Raw genomic sequence first — 16,394 nt, forward strand, 5'->3', positions numbered from 1 at the left:
GATGAGGCGCCGCACGGACGCTCGGTCAGCATGGCACCCGGTGAAGGGTGCGGGGTCAGCCTGCGCCGGCGTGGCGCAGGGTCTGGCCGCGCGGGATGCGCGGAGTCTGGATGCGCCCGCGGGGGCGCGCAATCGCGGCACCCTCAGGAGAGGGCGGCCGCGAAATCCTCGTAGGTGAAGCCGCGCACCAGCCGTTCGGTGCCGTCCAGTTCACGAATGGCAATGGCGGGCATCTGCACACCGTTGAACCAGTTCTTCTTCACCATGGTATAGCCCGCCGCGTCCTGGATCGACAGGCGGTCGCCCGGTTGAAGGGCCTTCGGGAAGCGATACTCGCCAAAGATGTCACCTGCGAGACAGGATTTTCCGCAGATCATCCACTCCTGATCACCGCTTTCCTGCATCTTGGCGCTTTCGCGGTAGATCAGCAGGTCGAGCATATGCGCCTCGATGGAGCTGTCGACGATGGCGAGGTTCTTGCCGTTGTAGAGCGTGTCCAGCACGGTCACCTCCAGCGTGGTCGACTTGGTGATCGCCGCCTCGCCGGGTTCGAGGTAGACCTGCACCTCGTTCTCGCCGGCAAAGCGTTTCAGCCGCTCGGCCAGTTTCTCCAGCGGGTAGCCCTCGCCGGTGAAGTGGATGCCGCCGCCGAGGCTGATCCACTTCATCCGCTTGATGAGCGGGCCGAAGCGGTCCTCGATCTGGCCCAGCATCTCGTCGAAACGCTCGAAGCTCGCGTTCTCGCAGTTGTTGTGGAACATGAAGCCGCTGATCAGATCGGCCACCGGCTCGATCACCTCCGGGCTGTGCTCTCCGAGGCGCGAGAAGGGGCGGGCGGGATCGGCAAGGTCGAAGCCCGAGGTCGAGACACCGGGGTTCACCCGCAGCCCGCGGGTGTGATCGCGGCTGACCTCTTCGAAGCGGGCCAGCTGCTGCGCGGTGTTGAAGATCACCTTGTCCGAGGAGGCCAGCACCTCCTCGATCTCCTCCGGGGCCCAGGCCACGGAATAGGCATGGGTCTCGCCGGGGAACTTCTCGCGGCCCAGCTTCACCTCGAAGAGCGAGGAGGAGGTGGTGCCGTCCATGTACTCCGACATCATGTCGAAGACCGACCACGTGGCAAAGCACTTCAGCGCCAGCAGGGCCTTGGCGCCGGAAAGCTCCCGCAGGCGGGCGATCTTTTCCATGTTCGGAAGCAGGCGGGACTTGTCGATAAGATAGTAGGGCGTCTGCATGCGCGTCGGAACCTTGGTTGGAGGACAGGAGAAGCGAGGCTGCATCAGGCAGGGCTGTTCTGGGGGCAGATAGCCTGCCTTGCCCCCTCCCGCAATGGTGCGGGGGAGGTTCAATCGCAGAAAAGCAGGGGTTCCACGGCGAAACGCGGGGTTGCAGGGGCGGCCTGCGGGTGGTGCGGGGCCGTTCCGTGGGGCGGAACGAGGCCCGGACCTGTCGCCGCCTGCGCGGGGCGTCGGCGGGCCCGCGCCCCTTCGGCCCGCGCGGGCGGGCCGTTGCGCCTGCGGAGGATGATCCGCAGACGCAGGCTGTTTAGTCGCAGCGCACCGACATGCCGCCATCCACCACGATCTCGGTCCCGGTGATGAAGCGGCTTTCCTCGGAGGCGAGGAAGAGCGCGGCATTCGCCGTATCGCGCCCGTCGCCCATCCAGCCCATGGGGATCCGGGCCAGCCGCTGTGCCAGCAGCGCATCCACATCGCCCCCCGCCCGTTGCCCGGCAAGGCGCGCCTCGACCATCGGCGTATGGAGCTGGCCGGGCACCACGGTGTTCACACGGATGCCCTTGGGCGCATATTCGACGGCCGTGACCTTGCCGAACTGGATCACCGCCGCCTTGGAGGCGGCATAGGCGGCCTGCGCCGCGCCGGTCCAGCGCATCCCGGAGGTGGAGGAGGTGTTGACGATGGCCCCCGCGCCCTGCGCGTCCATATGGGGCAGCACCGCCTTGCAGGTCAGGAAGACGGATTTGAGGTTGAACTCCATCTGCCGGTCCCAATCCTCCTCCGAGAGCTGAACCGCCCCGCCCTTGAACGACCCGCCCACGTTGTTGACGAGGATATCGACCCGGCCGAAGCGCGCGATACAGGCGGCGACCATCGCCTCGACCGCCCCGGCGTCCGTCACGTCGCAGAGGTAGGGCTCGATCTCGCCCCCCACGGCGCGGGTGCGGGTCAGAGTCTCTTCCATCGTCTCGGCGCGCAGGTCGACGGCAAAGATCTTGGCCCCCTCCTCGGCAAAGCGCACGCAGGCGGCGCGGCCGTTGCCCCAGCCGGGGCCGACACAGCCCGCGCCGGTGATGATCGCCACCTTGTCCTGAAGCCGCCCGCTCATGCCGCGCCCCCGAAGTCGTAAAGCCGCTGCGGGTTCTCCACCATCAGCCGGTGCAGGGCCGCCGCGTCTGGTGCGATGACCTTCAGCGTATCGACGAGGATGCCGTCATCCGGCGGAGCGGCGCGGAAGTTGGGGTGCGGCCAATCGGTGCCCCAGATCGTCCGGTCGGGGAACATTTCGACCAGCTTGGCGGCAAAGGGCGTGGCATCGGCATAGGGCGGCTCCTGCACCGAGCAGCGTTCGGAGCCCGAGACCTTGAGCCAGACATGCTCCTGCTCGCCCAGCTTCATCAGGGTCTGGAACGGGGCCTGATCCATCCCGAGGCTGGCGTCGATCCGGCCCATGTGGTCGATCACCACGGGGCAGGGGAGCCCGGCCAGAACCGGGGCAAGATCGGCGATCAGCCCGGCCTCCATGTGGATCAGCAGCTGCCAGCCATGCTCCGCCAGACGGGGGGCGAGGGCGCGCAGCTGGTCATGGCTCGCGCCGGGGGCGAGATGGGCCATGTAGTTGAACCGCACCCCGCGGAAGCCCTGCGCGTCGAGGCGCCGGATCTCGGCATCCGAAATATCCGGCGGGGCAAGCGCGATGCCGAGATAGCGGCCCGGCCGGGCGGCGATGGCATCGGCCACGACGGAATTGTCATGCCCGTGACAGCCGGACTGGACGATCACGCAGCGGTCGATCCCCAGCATGTCATGCAGGCGGAAAAGCTCTTCCTTGGGCGCCTCGCCGGGTTTGAAGCCGCTCTCGGGCGCATAGGGAAAGCGCGCGACGGGGCCGAAGACATGGACGTGACAATCGGTGGCGCCGGCGGGCAGCGTCAGCGTCGGCGCGCTGCGGTCGGGGTTCCAGGTGAGGGCGGCGTCGGTCATGTCAGGTCCTTCGGGGCGTCGGCGGGCGGCGAGATGCGGAACACGTTCAGCGTGGCGGAAATCAGCGTGTAGTAGCCAATGACCCCCACCAGATCGACGAGCCGCTGCGTGCCCAGAACCTCGACCGCCTCGGCATAGAGGGCATCGGGCAGGTTGTGCGTGGTCAGCACGGAGGTAGCGACCTGATGGGTCACGCGTTCCTCGGCGTCGGCGTAGGGCGGCGGCGTGCCGGTGCGGATCGCCTCGACCACTTCGGGCGAGAGACCGGCCTTGAGCGCGGGGGGCTTGTGGGCGAACCACTCGTATTCCGCGCTCCAGTGCCGGGCCATGGTGAGGATCGCCAGTTCGCTCAGCCGGGGCTCGAGCGCGGAGTCATAGCGGCAGTAGCGCCCGAGGTCCTGCGCCTTCGCGGCCAGTTCCGGGCGATGCAGCCAGACGGCGAGCGGGCCGCGTACGCCACCGCGCGGGCCGCTGGCGATGGCCTCGTGGATCTCGCGCTGACGGTCGGTGTAGGTGGCGGGATCGGGCGCGGCGAGGCGCTGTGCGGGCCAGTCGGTCATCGGGGTCTCTCCGTTTCGGCATGGGCGGGTTCGGCGGCGTCGAAGGCGGCCAGCCAGTCCACGAGCGCGGGCCAGCGGTCGCGCCATGTCACCGGCTGGCGCCAGTCGAGATACCCCAGCGAACAGGCCAGCGAGATCGAGGCCGCATCGGTCACCCGGGGATCGGGCGGCAGGGCGGCAAGCGCCGTCAGCCCGCGGTCGATCTTGCCCCGCTGATGGTCGAGCCAGACCTCCGAGGCCTGATGCGCCTCGCGGAAGCGGCCCTCGTAGACCATCAGAAGCGCGGCATCGGTGACGCCATCGGCAAGGCAGGACTGCGTCAGGCAGCGGAACCTGTCCGGCCCGGTGCGCGGGATCAGCCGCCCGCCCCCCGCCAACGTGTCGAGGTATTCGAGGATCACGCGGCTGTCGTAGTAGGTCTCGCCCGCCGTCATCAGGCAGGGGATCTTCCCCAGCGGGTTCTGCTGGCGCAGGCTGTCGCTCTCGTCCCGGGTATCGGCGGGGATGACCTCGATCCGCTCCGTCAGGCCGAGGACCGAGATCGCCATGCGCACCTTGCGGCCATAGGGCGAGGTGAGGGTCGAGCGCAGGATCGCCCGCCCCCCATGCCCTGCCCCGGCAAGGGGCAGGCGGGGGTCTGTCACGGCGCCGGTCACAGCATCGTACTCGGCAGGAAGAGGGCGATCTGCGGGATCAGGCAGAGCAGGATCAACATGGCAAAGCCCGCCAGCACGAAGGGCACGAGACCCTTGAACACCTGCTCCAGCGAGACCCGGCCGTTGGAGGCGGATTGCACCACGAAGCAGTTGATTCCCACGGGTGGCGTCACCGCGCCGATCTCCACCAGCAGCACCACGAAGATGCCGAACCAGATCGGATCGAAGCCGAGGTTCATCATCACCGGGTGGGTGATCGGCAGGGTGATCGCCAGCAGGGCGGGTGCATCCATCATCATGCCAAGCGCGAGGTAGATCAGCGAGACCAGCACCACGATCACCCAGCGGTTCACGTCCAGCCCCGTGAGGTAGCCCCCCACCGTGTTCGCCACGCCCGAGAGGGCGAGGAACTTGGAGAAGACGAGCGCCGCGATCAGGATGCCGAAGATCATCGCCGTGGTCTGGATCGTCTCCATCAGCGTCTTGCGCAGCTCGACACCCTTGATGCCCTTGTGGCGGATCACGGCGAGCGTCAGCGTGGCGAAGGCCCCGATGCCGCCGGCCTCGGTCGGGGTGAAGATCCCGACATAGAGCCCCACGACGATCAGCATGATCAGCAGCACCAGCGGCCCGGCCAGCTTCAGCGAGGCGAATTTCTCGCGCAGGGTGAAGCTGTAATTTTCCTGCGGGGCCAGCGAGGGGTTGCGCAGCACGGTCAGCCAGATCGCGAAGCAAAGCACGATGGCGAAGACCACGCCGGGAATGAAGCCCGCGATCAGCAGCGCCCCGATCGAACTGTCGGTCAGGATGCCATAGACCACCACCAGGGCCGAGGGCGGGATCATCACCGCCAGTGTCCCCGCGATGGCGATGGAGGCAGAGGCGAGGCTCTTGTCATAGCCCCGGTCCAGCATCTGCGGCAGCGCCAGCTTGGTAAAGACCGTGGCCGTGCCCACCGAGGAGCCCGAGGCCGCGCCGAAGGCCGCCGCGCCGAGCGTGGTCGAAATCGCCAGCCCGCCGCGCAGGTTGCCCAGCCACTTGGTGGTGGCCTCGAAGAGGTCTTCGCCAAGGCCCGCGCGCATGGCGAAGAAGCCCATGAGCAGGAAGAGCGGGATCACCGAGAAGTGGAACGAATGGGTCGTGTCGAAGAAGACCGTCCCGAGGATGGCGGTGGCGGCCTTCATCCCCACCAGCGCGGCGAGGCCGAAGGCCCCCACGAGGCCCAGCACCACCATGACGTTGATGCCCAGCAGGATGCCGCCAAAGAGCGCAGCGACTCCGATGCCGCCGATGACCAGCGAACTCATTCCAGTACCTCATGTTTGTCGTCGTCGAGACGGCCGCCCGCGGCGACCCAGATCGCGTCCAGCAGGAACTGGATCGCCAGCAGGGCGAGGCCGAGGAAGATGGCGAATTTGATCGGCCAGATCGGGAAGCGGATGGACCCGCGTTCCAGCTCGCCGATGGAGAAGCTCTTCATCGCCATGAGCCAGCCCGCGTAGGCCGCCCAGGCGAAGAGCACGAAGCCCGCCAGCATCGCCAGAACCCGCGCGGCGCGTTCCAGCGGCTTGGGCAGATGTTGCGTCAGCAGGACCACCTTGATGTGGCCGCCGCGCATCTGTGTCAGGGCGAGCGAGAGGAAGATGATCAGCGGCAGGGCGCTTTCGGTCAGTTCCAGCGTGCCGGTGACGGGCTGGTTGAAGAGGTAGCGCATCAGCACGTTGGCCACGACCAGCAGCATCACGGCGAAGAGCATCACGCCGGAGACCGTGCCGCAGAAGATCAGGAGGGCACCGAACTTCCGGCGCAGGAGGTCTAGGGTTTGCATGTCAGGAGCTTTCGGCAGAGGGAGGCCCCGCCCGCGGATCGCGCGGGGCCGGCTCCGCCCCGGGGGGCGGAGACTGTTGTAGACGGGCCCGCATGGAACGGGCTGGATCGGCTAGGCGCGCCGCAACCGGACTGTCGGTCAGGGTTTGGCGGGCAAAGGCGGCCGGGCAGGGGCCCGGCGCGCCGCGGGGCTCACTTGAAGTCGAAGGCTTTCACGATCTCTTCGGCGGGAACGCCTGCGGCATTCGCCTTGTCGATCCACTCCTGCCGGACGCCCTGAACCCCGGCGTCGTCGATCACGCTCAGCAGTTCCTCCTCGGGGAAGGGGATCACCTCGACGCCGAGGTCGCCCTTCCAGAGTTCGCGCACCCGCGCCGCGTCTTCGTCCAGCACGCGGGCGTATTCGACAAGGTAGTCCTTGCCCAGCTGGTCCACGACGGCCTTCGTCTCGTCATCCATGCCGTTGTAGGTGTCGAGGTTCATCGCCAGCAGGTGCCCGAAGGAGGCCCCCAGCGGGATCTCGATGTAGTACTTGGCCACCTCGTCGTACTTCCAGCCGCGGGCGAGGGCGGGGCCGATGGGCGTGCAGTCGATGATCGAGCGTTGCAGCGCCTCGTAGGCTTCCGAGGTCGCGATCGAGACCGGCGAGGCACCAAGCGCCTCGATCAGCTTGGGATAGGCAAAGCCGTAGGAGCGGATGCGCAGGCCCTTCATGTCCGCCACGCTCTTTACCGGCTTGGTGCAGAGCAGGCCGTAATCCTCCAGCGGGCGGAAGCCCATGGCGTGCAGGTTCTGCGCCGCCAGCTCTTCGCCGAACTGGGGATAGGTCGCGTGCATCTCTTCCATGAACTCGCCCACGGCGCGGGCGTTCATCGGCTGCGGGATGAAGAAGCCCACCGCGTTGTTGAGCGGCATCAGGTCGGGGAAATAGGGCGTGATGACATCGCCGAAATCGCCGACACCGGCGGCGAGCGCCTCGGGGATCTCGCGGGTCTTGGCGACGGAGCCGCCCCAGAAGACCGTGATGGAATGCTTGCCCTCGGTGCGTTTGGCGAATTCATCCACCAGCCACTGGGTGGTGATCGCCTGCGCGTCGCCTGCGCCCTGCGGCTTGAAGGTGATCCATTTGTACGTGTCGGCCTGCGCCACCGAGGCGAGACCGATCAGGGCCGTCAGCGCAACCGCCGACGACTTCGCGAAAGAAGTCAGAGACATGTATCCTCCCAGAGTTACGGACCTCCTCCGGGCCCGTCTGCGGTGATCCTCGACTGCGGCGAGGCATAATTCAAATACTGTAATTTCATGGGCGCGATACCTTTGCGGTATCGCTCACTTCCAGATGCCCGCCTCGACCAGCCCGCCGACGATGGCGCGGACCTCGGCCTCGACCACCTGGATCGCCTTCTTGCGCTGCTGGTCGGCCTTGGTGGCGGTGCAGAGCGTCCATTCGACCCGGGGATCGGTGATCGGCCGGGCCTCCAGCGTGCCGTTCTGCACCTCCGACAGGACGCCGCCATAGGTCAGGATGGTGAAGCCGTGGCCGTTGCGGACGAGGGCCTTGAGGTGCCAGACACCATCCACACGCTGGCGGATGTTCAGCTCCTTGCCGATCTCGTCGGCGTGCTTGTCCACGAGGACCCGCAGGAAGTTCGGGCGGCTCGGCATGATGAGGGGCAGATCGGCGGCCTCGGCCAGCGGATAGCTCTCGCGGTCGAGAGAGCCACAGGGCCCGATCACGCAGAGATGCTCCACCAGCAGGTCGGTGGTGACGATGTCGGCCTGCATCGGCGCGTCATGCATGACGGCCAGCCCGATCTCGCCCTGTGAGAGCTTGGATTCCAGCGCGTTGGAGAAGCCCTCGATGAAGCGCAGTTCGATCTCGGGGTAGGCGGCCTTGATCCGGGCCAGCAGCGGCGGGGCGATGAATTCGCCCGGTGTGGGCGGCATGCCCACCACCACGACGCCCTGCGGCCGGTCGGCATGGGCGGTGACATCGTGATGGGCCTGCGCCACCTGCGCCATGATCGCATAGGCCCGGCGCTGCAGGATCTCGCCTGCCTCGGTCAGCTCCATGCCGCGCGGGGTCCGGTTGAAGACCGGCAGGCCGAGGTCCGCCTCCAGCCGGGCGATCTGGCGGCTGAGCGCGGGCTGCGCGATGCGCAGTCGCTCGGAGGCGCGGGTCATGTTCTTCTCTTCGGCGACGCAGAGGAAATAGCGCAGGGTCCGCAGCTCCGGCTGCCAGTCGCGCGTCGTGATCCCCGTCGACATGCCTGTCTGTATCGCCTCATCCGCCATCGTGCCCTCCACCGTCGCCCCCGAAGGTATAGCGCCGCCGGGACGGGCTGGCGATGGGGTGCCATGGGGGATGGGGGCGGAACAGGAAACGGCCGCCCCGGTGGGGCGGCCGTTGAACATCTGGCGCAGGGCTAAGGCCCGGCTCAGTCCATCCGCGTGACGAAGCGGGTGTCGAGGTAGGCCTCGATAGCTTCCGACCCGCCCTCGGTGCCGATGCCGCTGTCCGCGATGCCGCCGAAGGGCACTTCGGGCAGCGCGAGGCCGAGGTGGTTGATCGTCAGCATCCCGGCGCGCATCTCCTGCGCGAGACGGTGACCGGTCTCGGCCGACCGGGTGAAGGCATAGGAGGCCAGCCCGAAGGGCAGGCGGTTCGCCTCGGCCATGGCCGCATCGGTGGTGTCGAAGCGGTTGATCACCGCGACCGGGCCGAAGGGCTCGTCGTTCATGATGTTCGCATTGGTCGGCACATCGGTCAGCACGGTCGGTTCGAAGAACCAGCCGCGGTTGCCGATCCGCTGGCCGCCGGTGGCAAGCGTCGCGCCCTTGGCCACCGCGTCCTCGACCATGCCCTGCAGGGCGGGGATGCGGCGCTCATTGGCGAGCGGGCCCATTTCGCTGGCCGGATCATTGCCCGGGCCGACCTTCACGGCCTTGGCAGCCTCGGTGAAGCCGTCGATGAAGCGGTCGGCCACGCCTTCCTGCACGAGGAACCGGGTCGGCGAGACGCAGACCTGGCCGGCGTTGCGGAACTTGTGCACCGACATGAGCGAGATCGCCTGATCGACATCCGCGTCGTCAAACACCAGCACGGGGGCATGGCCGCCCAGTTCCATGGTGGATTTCTTCATGTGCAGACCCGCCATCGCGGCCAACTGCTTGCCCACCGGGGTGGAGCCGGTGAAGGAGATCTTGCGGATCACCGGGTGCGGGATGAGGTAGGAGGAGATCTCGGCCGGATCGCCATAGACGAGGTTCGCAACACCCGCCGGCAGGCCCGCGTCGGCGAAGCAGCGGATCAGGGCCGCGGGGGAGGCGGGGGTCTCTTCCGGGGCTTTCACGATGATCGAGCAGCCCGCGGCGAGCGCGGCAGAGAGCTTGCGCACCACCTGGTTGATCGGGAAGTTCCACGGGGTGAAGGCGGCGACGGGGCCCACCGGCTGCTTGAGGGTGAGCTGCGTCACGCCGGGCTGGCGGGCGGGGATCACCTGGCCGTAGGTGCGGCGGCCTTCTTCGGCGAACCAGTCGATGGTGTCGGCACCGCCGAGGATTTCCATCTTGGACTGGGCGAGGGGCTTGCCCTGTTCCGCGGTCATCATGGCGGCGATCTCGTCCGCGCGCTCGCGCAGCAGGTCGGCGGCCCGGCGCATCAGCTTGTAGCGGTCGAAGGCCCCGGTGGCGGCCCAGCCGGGGAAGGCACGGGCGGCGGCATCCAGAGCCGCGTCGAGATCGGGGATGCCGGCGTGGGCAACGCGGCCGATTTCCTCTTCGGTGGCAGGGTCGACGACCGGCAGGCTGCGCCCGTCGAGCGCGTCGCGCCAGATGCCGTCGATGAAGAGCTGGGTATCAGGATAGCTCATGAGGGGTCCTTCCTGTTTCGGGGGCCGGTGCCGAAGTCGTCTCTCCGGTCCGAACAGGCCTGTGCCCGTGCGTCCGGCCGCCCATGTCGCGATCGGGGCGGACATTCCGGGCAACCTTGCTGAATGTCAAACGCTATGGGCCGCAGACGGGCCGAATCCGGGGGAAATCCCCGCCGCCGCCCGCCTGCAGCGCTGCGCTGTTCCACGCCTTGGAACCGATCCGGCAAAAGGCCCCTGCGGCGGCGCAATTCGCCATTTGCTCTGCGCCGGATACAGGTTACTTACCGCAGGCGGGAGGAGGACCAGCGCTCTTGGAACCGATCGGAAGACGATGCCCGACACCTATGCCCCGCAGCCTGCCTCCGAAGCCGAGCTCCCGCCCGCCCCGCTTTCGGTGATCATCGGGCTTCTGCTCGTCGGGAACATCCTCGTCAATTTCCTTCAGGGCCTCGGCGTGGGTGGGGTGACACCCCTGCTGGCGGATGTCTTCTTCATCGCGGTTCTGGTGCTTTTCGCCCCGCGCGTGCGCGGGTCGCGGCACGTGTTCCTCGCGGTGCTGATCCTGCTCACCGGCTATTGCCTGCTGGTCCTGCCCGATCCGATGCGCGTGCTGGGCCCCGCGCTTGCGCAGGGCAGTTTCATCATGGCCTTCTTCTGCGCCCTTGCCAGCCTCGAACATGTGGCGAAACGCTCGGCCGCGATCAGCCGCGCGGCGGCCTTCATCGCGAACCAGCCGCCGGGGCGGCGTTACCTCGCGCTCGGCTTCGGGACGCAGGTCTTTGCCCTGATGCTCAGCTATGGTGCGCTCTCGCTGCTCGGCACCATGGCGCGCCGCTCGGCCGAGCGGGAGCCGGTGCCCGAGGTGCGGGCGCTGCGCATCCGCCGGATGCTGCAGGGCGCGCAATGCGGCTTCAGCGCTTCGCTGTGCTGGTCCCCGCTGGCCTTCGCCACGGTGCTGACCTCCGCCCTCGTGCCCGGCGCCAACATCAATTCGGTGGTGCTCCATGGCCTCGGCTCGGCGCTGATCATCGTGGTGGCTGGCTGGCTGCTGGATCGCCGGTTGAAGGGCTCCCTGCCGGCGGGCACCGTCATCGCCCCGCCGGACCGGACCGCGGCGCGGGATGTGCGTGCGCTCTGGCCGCTGCTCTGGCTTCTGGCCAGCGTGGCCATCCCGGCGGTGCTGCTGGACGTGATCTGGGGCATCCAGCCCGCGCGCGCGGTGCTGGGCCTCGTGCCGCTGATCGCCGGGTGCTGGGTGATGATCGAGGCGCGGCGCGGCGCGCGCCTGAGCGATCTGGCCCTGCGCAGCCGGTCCTTCGGTTTCGGCGATCTGCCCGGCTACAAGGGCGAGATCGTGCTGCTGAGCACGGCCGGTTTCATCGGCAGCGCCGCCGGGGCCCTGCTGGCGGGTGCCATCGCGGCGGCGGGCGTCGATCTGGGCGCGGTGCCCGCGCGGCTGCTCCTGGTGCTGCCCATCCTCCTCGTGCCGCTGGCGGGTCAGGCGGGCCTCAACCCGATCCTCTTCGTTTCGCTCTTCGCGCAGCTTCTGCCGAGCCCGGCAGAAATGGGCGTCACGCCGATTTCGCTCGTGCTGGCGCTGACCAGTGGCTGGGCGCTGACCGCGCCGACCTCGCCCTTCACGGCCTCGGTCATGATCATCTCGCGGCTCGGGGGGGTCACGCCGAAGGAAGTGGCCTTCAAGTGGAACGGCCCCTTCGTGGCCTGCGCGGCGCTTGCGCTTGCGATCTGGGTGCAGCTGCTGGCCTGAGCGGTGCGCGCAGGCGATGGACAGCGCGCGGCGGGCCGGGTAGCACTTGGGCATGGATGTGAAAGACGAACTCGACGCGGTCGGGCTGCTCTGCCCGCTGCCGGTGCTCAAGGCCCGCAAGCGCCTGTCGCAGATGGCGACCGGCGAGGTGCTGCGCATGCTGGCGGATGATCCCGCGGCGGTGATCGACGTGCCGCATTTCTGCAATGAAAGCGGCCACGAGATGATCGGCATGTCCGAGGACGGCCCGGTCCAGATCTACCTGATCCGCTGCCGCTGATGCGGCTCTGACACGGGCTTTTACCGCAGGCCGAGGGCGCTGTAGGGCAGGAAGCGGACCGGCGTGCCGGGGGAGACCTCCACCGCGCCGTCGGGCAGTTCCACCAGACCCTCCGCCCAGGACAACCCGCTGATCCGGCCCGATCCTTCGGAGGCAAAGACCTCGGCCCGCCCCTCCGCATCGAGCCTCGCGCGCAGGTATTCGCGGCGGCCCGGTTTCTTGCGCTTGGAGAAGGCGGCGGGGACGGTGAAGCCCTGCGGTGCCAGCCAGCCCGCGCCCGCAAGCAGCGAGAAGGCAGGCCGGGCGAAGATCAGCGCACAGACGAGCGCCGCCACCGGGTTGCCCGGCAGGCCGAAGACGGGTGTCCCTTGCCACAGCGCAAGGGCCAGCGGGCGGCCCGGTTTCAGCGCGATGCGCCAGCTGGACAGCGTGCCTTTCGCCCGTAACAGAGCCGAAACATGGTCCTCGTCCCCGGCAGAGGCGCCGCCGGAGGTGAGGATCACGTCACAGGCCTGCGCGCCCCGGTCGAGGCGGGCGGCGATCTCCTCCGCGTCGTCGCGGGCATGGCCGAGGTCGATGGCCTCGTAATCCCAGCCCTCGGCCAGCGAGAGCAGCATGGGCCGGTTCGCGTCCCAGATCTGGTGCGGCTTGGCGGGATCGGCCGGCGAGCCGATGATCTCGTCCCCGGTCGACAGCACACCCACGCGCAGAGGGCGATGCACCGTCACTTCGGCCACCCCAAGTGCCGACAGAAGCGCGAGGTCCGGCGCGCGCAGCCGGTGCCCGGCGGGCAGGGCGGGGCTGCCCTCGGTCACGTCCTCGCCGGCCTTGCGGGTGTTGGCGCGGGGCTTCACCGGCCCGTCGAAGGCCACGACGGCGCCATCGGTCGCGCAATCCTCCTCCAGCACCACGGTATCCACGCCCTCGGGCAGGATCGCCCCCGTCAGGATGCGGATCGCATAGCCCGCGGGCACGGCGGCCTCGAAGGGTTGCCCGGCAGCGGCGCGGCCCTCCACCAGCGGCAGGCGCTGGACGCCCTCGCCGGTGGCCTCATGGGCAAAGCCATAGCCATCTACGGCAGAGTTCGGGCGCGGCGGGTTGGAGCGGCGGGCGATCGTGTCGGCGGCCAGCACACGGCCCCGGGCCTGCGCGGTCGGGAGCACCTCGGTGCCCGTTACCGGATGCAGCGCGGCACGCAACCGCTCCAGCGCCTCGTCCACCGGTACCCAGGACACGCCCTGCGGCATGGCAAAGCAATCGTCGCGCAGGCGCGGCGGGGTCAGCGTGCTGGCCTGCGCCAGCTTGGCGGCGGCGGCCAGTTCCTCTTCATGCCCAAGGCCCAAGATCCAGCCCTCCTCTCGGTCGCCCTCGCGGGTCAGTGCCTCCAGCCGCGCGGGCGGCAGGGCCCGGAGCGCGGCAGCAAGGAGGCGCACCTGCGCGCGGTCCTTGATCTCCCCCGGTTCTGCAAGCAAGCGGATGGTCTTGGCAAGGAGGGAGGGGAAGATTTCCACCAGCGTCAGGGGCGTGGCGCGGTCCTCGAAGGGTCGGACGGAGAGGGCGGGGCCGAAGTGCTGGCGCAACCGGTGCAGGCGGGGCAGGCCAAGCAGGCTCTGCGAGCCGACGGAGCCGGTGGTGTAGAGCTTCCACACGCTCTGCGCGCCCGGCACGCGCGCCTCGCATTCCCGCCGTTCCGCCATACCATGCCCGTGCCGGGCGGTGCCCTTGTCCGGCAGGCCGGGGAGGTCGCGTGTGGCGGGACGGCCCCAGAAGGGACCGACACCGGGGAACCGGGCGTTCAGCGCGGCAGCGACCTCGAACCGGTTGTTGGCATTGTCGGGCGCATCCTCGATCCGCGCGGCCAGAGCGGCCCAGACGGCGAGGGGATCGGCACTGCCGGTGAGCGCCTCGGCAAAGCCGCGCGGGTAGCCGAAGGCGAAATCGAACCCCGCCAGCACCCGCCGCCCGGCGGCGATTTCTGTCTCGAACATGCGTTTCAGAGCCTGATACGCGTCCTCACGCCCCCGGTGGTAGTGGCAGGTGATCGCCTCGGCGCGGGCAATGGCGATCCAGATCGCATCGGCCGAGGGTCGCACGGGAGAGAGCGCGGCCCGGGCGGACCAGTCGACGATGACGATGGTGTCGAACCCGGAGGCGCCGGTATCTGTCACAAGCCCAGATCACGTGCGATGAAATCCGCGATTGTCGCGGTGTCATCCAGATCGAAACGGGGCAGGGCGGTCTCCACTGGGCTGTCGGCGGCCACGGCGCGGATGCTGGGGTTCTCGCCCGCCAGCAGGGCCTTGCCGGTCTCTGCGCGGTGGGCCTCGACCTTGGGATGGGGCGCGGACTTGTAGCCCTCGATCAGCACCAGATCGACCGGCGAGAGGCGGGTCAGCAGCTCCTCCAGCGGCGGTTCGGGCGCATCGCGAAGCTCCGCCATCAGGGCCCAGCGATGGGGCGAGGCCAGAAGCACCTCGCGCGCGCCCGCCTGACGGTGGCGGTGGCTGTCGGTGCCGGGCTGGTCCACATCCGTCGTGTGATGCGCATGCTTGATCGTCGAGACGGAGAGCCCGCGGGCGGTGAATTCCGCCACCAGCCGCTCCATCAGCCCGGTCTTGCCCGCGTTCTTCCAGCCGGTGACGCCATAGACCTTCATGCCGCCCCCGCCCGGACGAGGGTTTCGGCATGGGCCAGGTCTTCGGGCGTGTTCACGTTGAAGAAGGGATCGAAGGGCTCGGCCGGGAAGAGCGCCTCACCCGCGCCATGGCCGTCGGTCCAGACGATGACCTTGCGCAGCCCGTCCTGCAGCGCCGCGCGCAGGTCATCGCGCAGCGCCACGGGCCAGAGGCCGAAGGTCGGATGTCGGTTCACCCGCTTGCCGCCGCCGGATTTCAGCACCTCCGCGCCGGAGCGCGGCGTGGCGGCAAGGGCCAGCGGATGGGCCGCGCCCTCGGCGGCAAGCAGGAGGCGGGGGACAAGATCGCAGGGGAAGAAGGGCGTGTCGCCCGCCACGGTGACGATGCTTTCCGCCCCTTGCTCCGCGGCCCAGTCGAGCCCGGCGAGGACCCCGGCCAGCGGCCCGGCAAAGCCCGCGATACTGTCGGCCACGACGGGCAGGCCGAGGGCGTCAAACCGCGCGGGATCGCCGTTGGCGTTGAGCGCGATGGCCTCCACCTGCGGCTCCAGCCGGGCCACGATCCGGCGCAGCAGGCTCTCGCCGCCCACTTCCAGCAGCGCCTTGTCGCCGCCGCCCATGCGCGTGGCGAGGCCGCCCGCGAGGATCACACCGAGGGGTTGTTTCATGCGTCTTCTCCGGCGCTCTTGCGGCGCGATTTGCGGCTGTCTTCGGGGATCGATGCCGGGTCCACGTCGCGGATCAGGCGGTCTTCGCCCGAGAGGCAGACGAACCGCTGGCCGCGCATCCGACCGATCAGGGTCAGCCCGACCTGCCGCGCGATCTCGACCCCCCATGCGGTGAAGCCGGAGCGGGAGGCCAGCACCGGGATGCCCATCATCGCGGTCTTGATCACCATCTCGGAGGTCAGCCGCCCGGTGGTGTAGAGGATCTTGTCCGCCGCGCCCACGTCATGGCGGAACATGAAGCCCGCGATCTTGTCCACGGCGTTGTGGCGGCCCACGTCCTCCATGTAGACCAGCGGGCGATCCTCCTGACACAGCACCGTGCCATGGATCGCGCCTGCCTCGAGGTAGAGCGAGGGCGTGGTGTTGATCTGCCGGGCGAGGGCATAGAGCCAGCTGGTGCGCACCTTCGTCGCGGGCAGCTCCAGCCCCTCCAGCCCCTCCATCATGTCGCCGAAGACCGTCCCCACGGCACAGCCGGAGGTGCGGGTCTTCTTCTGCATCTTCTCCTCGTAGCTGGTCTGACGCTCGGTCCGCACCACGACGGTTTCGATCTCCTCGTCGTAATCGACGCCGGTCAGCACGTCATCGGCGAGCAGCATGCCCTGGTTCCGCAGGAAGCCGAGGGCGAGGTAATCCGGGTAGTCGCCGATGGTCATGGCGGTGACCACCTCCTGCCGGTTCAGGTAGATGGTGAGCGGGCGTTCCTCCACCACGGCGATCTCGGTCTCGGCGCCGGTCTGGTCGAAGCCGGTGACCCGCCGGGTCAGGCCGGGGGCGTTGGGATCGGGCAAGAGGGGCAGGGGGGGCACGGGCATGAAGCCTCCGGGTCGCAATCTCGTGTCGCGGA

16 protein-coding genes are annotated in these 16,394 nt (G+C 68.8%); 2 read left to right on the top strand and 14 right to left on the bottom strand.

From position 1 onward, the window contains the following. Positions 1-143 precede the first annotated feature (143 nt). The 10 genes from LCM32_RS19430 to LCM32_RS19480 all read right to left on the bottom strand — a co-directional run bounded on the left by LCM32_RS19430 (position 144) and on the right by LCM32_RS19480 (position 10,136). Positions 144-1,235, bottom strand: a complete 1,092-nt coding sequence (locus LCM32_RS19430) for a carboxynorspermidine decarboxylase (RefSeq protein ID WP_224822748.1) — start codon at positions 1,233-1,235, stop codon at positions 144-146. Between the two features lie 310 nt (positions 1,236-1,545). Beyond that, complete coding sequence (locus tag LCM32_RS19435) at positions 1,546-2,346, bottom strand: SDR family NAD(P)-dependent oxidoreductase (protein WP_224822749.1); 801 nt, start codon at positions 2,344-2,346, stop codon at positions 1,546-1,548. Then, positions 2,343-3,221, bottom strand: coding sequence for an amidohydrolase family protein (locus LCM32_RS19440; RefSeq protein ID WP_224822750.1), 879 nt, complete (start codon positions 3,219-3,221; stop codon positions 2,343-2,345). Before LCM32_RS19440 ends, LCM32_RS19435 begins: the two co-directional genes overlap by 4 nt. Then, positions 3,218-3,781, bottom strand: coding sequence for a carboxymuconolactone decarboxylase family protein (locus tag LCM32_RS19445; protein ID WP_224822751.1), 564 nt, complete (start codon positions 3,779-3,781; stop codon positions 3,218-3,220). The genes LCM32_RS19440 and LCM32_RS19445 overlap by 4 nt, the downstream gene beginning before the upstream one ends. Next, positions 3,778-4,425, bottom strand: a complete 648-nt coding sequence (locus LCM32_RS19450; RefSeq protein WP_224822752.1) for a glutathione S-transferase N-terminal domain-containing protein — start codon at positions 4,423-4,425, stop codon at positions 3,778-3,780. The genes LCM32_RS19445 and LCM32_RS19450 overlap by 4 nt, the downstream gene beginning before the upstream one ends. A gap of 8 nt (positions 4,426-4,433) precedes the next feature. Next, a complete protein-coding gene (locus LCM32_RS19455) occupies positions 4,434-5,744 on the bottom strand; it encodes a TRAP transporter large permease (RefSeq protein ID WP_224822753.1) in 1,311 nt (436 codons plus the stop codon). Continuing rightward, positions 5,741-6,265, bottom strand: a complete 525-nt coding sequence (locus tag LCM32_RS19460) for a TRAP transporter small permease subunit (RefSeq protein WP_224822754.1) — start codon at positions 6,263-6,265, stop codon at positions 5,741-5,743. Before LCM32_RS19460 ends, LCM32_RS19455 begins: the two co-directional genes overlap by 4 nt. Before the next feature lie 191 nt (positions 6,266-6,456). Continuing rightward, a complete protein-coding gene (locus LCM32_RS19465; protein WP_224822755.1) occupies positions 6,457-7,479 on the bottom strand; it encodes a C4-dicarboxylate TRAP transporter substrate-binding protein in 1,023 nt (340 codons plus the stop codon). Positions 7,480-7,593: 114 nt separating this feature from the next. Further along, entirely contained in the window at positions 7,594-8,532 is a 939-nt protein-coding gene (locus LCM32_RS19470) for a LysR family transcriptional regulator (RefSeq protein ID WP_318246206.1), read from the bottom strand. 170 nt (positions 8,533-8,702) lie between these two features. Then, positions 8,703-10,136, bottom strand: coding sequence for an NAD-dependent succinate-semialdehyde dehydrogenase (locus LCM32_RS19480; protein ID WP_224822756.1), 1,434 nt, complete (start codon positions 10,134-10,136; stop codon positions 8,703-8,705). 331 nt (positions 10,137-10,467) lie between these two features. Here LCM32_RS19480 and LCM32_RS19485 point away from each other — a divergent pair, with 331 nt between their 5' ends. Both LCM32_RS19485 and LCM32_RS19490 read left to right on the top strand, forming a co-directional pair. Next, positions 10,468-11,904, top strand: a complete 1,437-nt coding sequence (locus LCM32_RS19485) for a hypothetical protein (RefSeq protein ID WP_224822757.1) — start codon at positions 10,468-10,470, stop codon at positions 11,902-11,904. A 52-nt stretch (positions 11,905-11,956) separates the two neighbouring features. After that, the gene (locus LCM32_RS19490; RefSeq protein ID WP_224822758.1) at positions 11,957-12,184 is read left to right on the top strand and encodes a sulfurtransferase TusA family protein; all 228 of its coding nucleotides are present in this window, start codon (positions 11,957-11,959) and stop codon (positions 12,182-12,184) included. Positions 12,185-12,204: 20 nt separating this feature from the next. On the opposite strand, the gene LCM32_RS19495 is transcribed toward LCM32_RS19490, so the two are convergent. Genes LCM32_RS19495 through LCM32_RS19510 form a run of 4 tightly spaced genes read right to left on the bottom strand, consistent with a single transcriptional unit; the run spans position 12,205 to position 16,362 of the window. Continuing rightward, a complete protein-coding gene (locus LCM32_RS19495; RefSeq protein WP_224822759.1) occupies positions 12,205-14,352 on the bottom strand; it encodes a molybdopterin-binding protein in 2,148 nt (715 codons plus the stop codon). Continuing rightward, on the bottom strand, positions 14,349-14,840 hold the full coding sequence (mobB, locus tag LCM32_RS19500; RefSeq protein WP_224822760.1) for a molybdopterin-guanine dinucleotide biosynthesis protein B: 492 nt from the start codon (positions 14,838-14,840) through the stop codon (positions 14,349-14,351). The genes LCM32_RS19495 and mobB overlap by 4 nt, the downstream gene beginning before the upstream one ends. Beyond that, complete coding sequence (mobA, locus tag LCM32_RS19505; protein WP_224822761.1) at positions 14,837-15,487, bottom strand: molybdenum cofactor guanylyltransferase MobA; 651 nt, start codon at positions 15,485-15,487, stop codon at positions 14,837-14,839. The genes mobB and mobA overlap by 4 nt, the downstream gene beginning before the upstream one ends. Continuing rightward, entirely contained in the window at positions 15,484-16,362 is an 879-nt protein-coding gene (locus tag LCM32_RS19510; protein WP_224822762.1) for a formate dehydrogenase accessory sulfurtransferase FdhD, read from the bottom strand. Before LCM32_RS19510 ends, mobA begins: the two co-directional genes overlap by 4 nt. Between the last annotated feature and the right edge of the window lie 32 nt (positions 16,363-16,394).

The sequence above is a fragment of the Pseudooceanicola nanhaiensis genome (assembly GCF_020171315.1).
GTDB lineage: Bacteria > Pseudomonadota > Alphaproteobacteria > Rhodobacterales > Rhodobacteraceae > Pseudooceanicola > Pseudooceanicola nanhaiensis_A.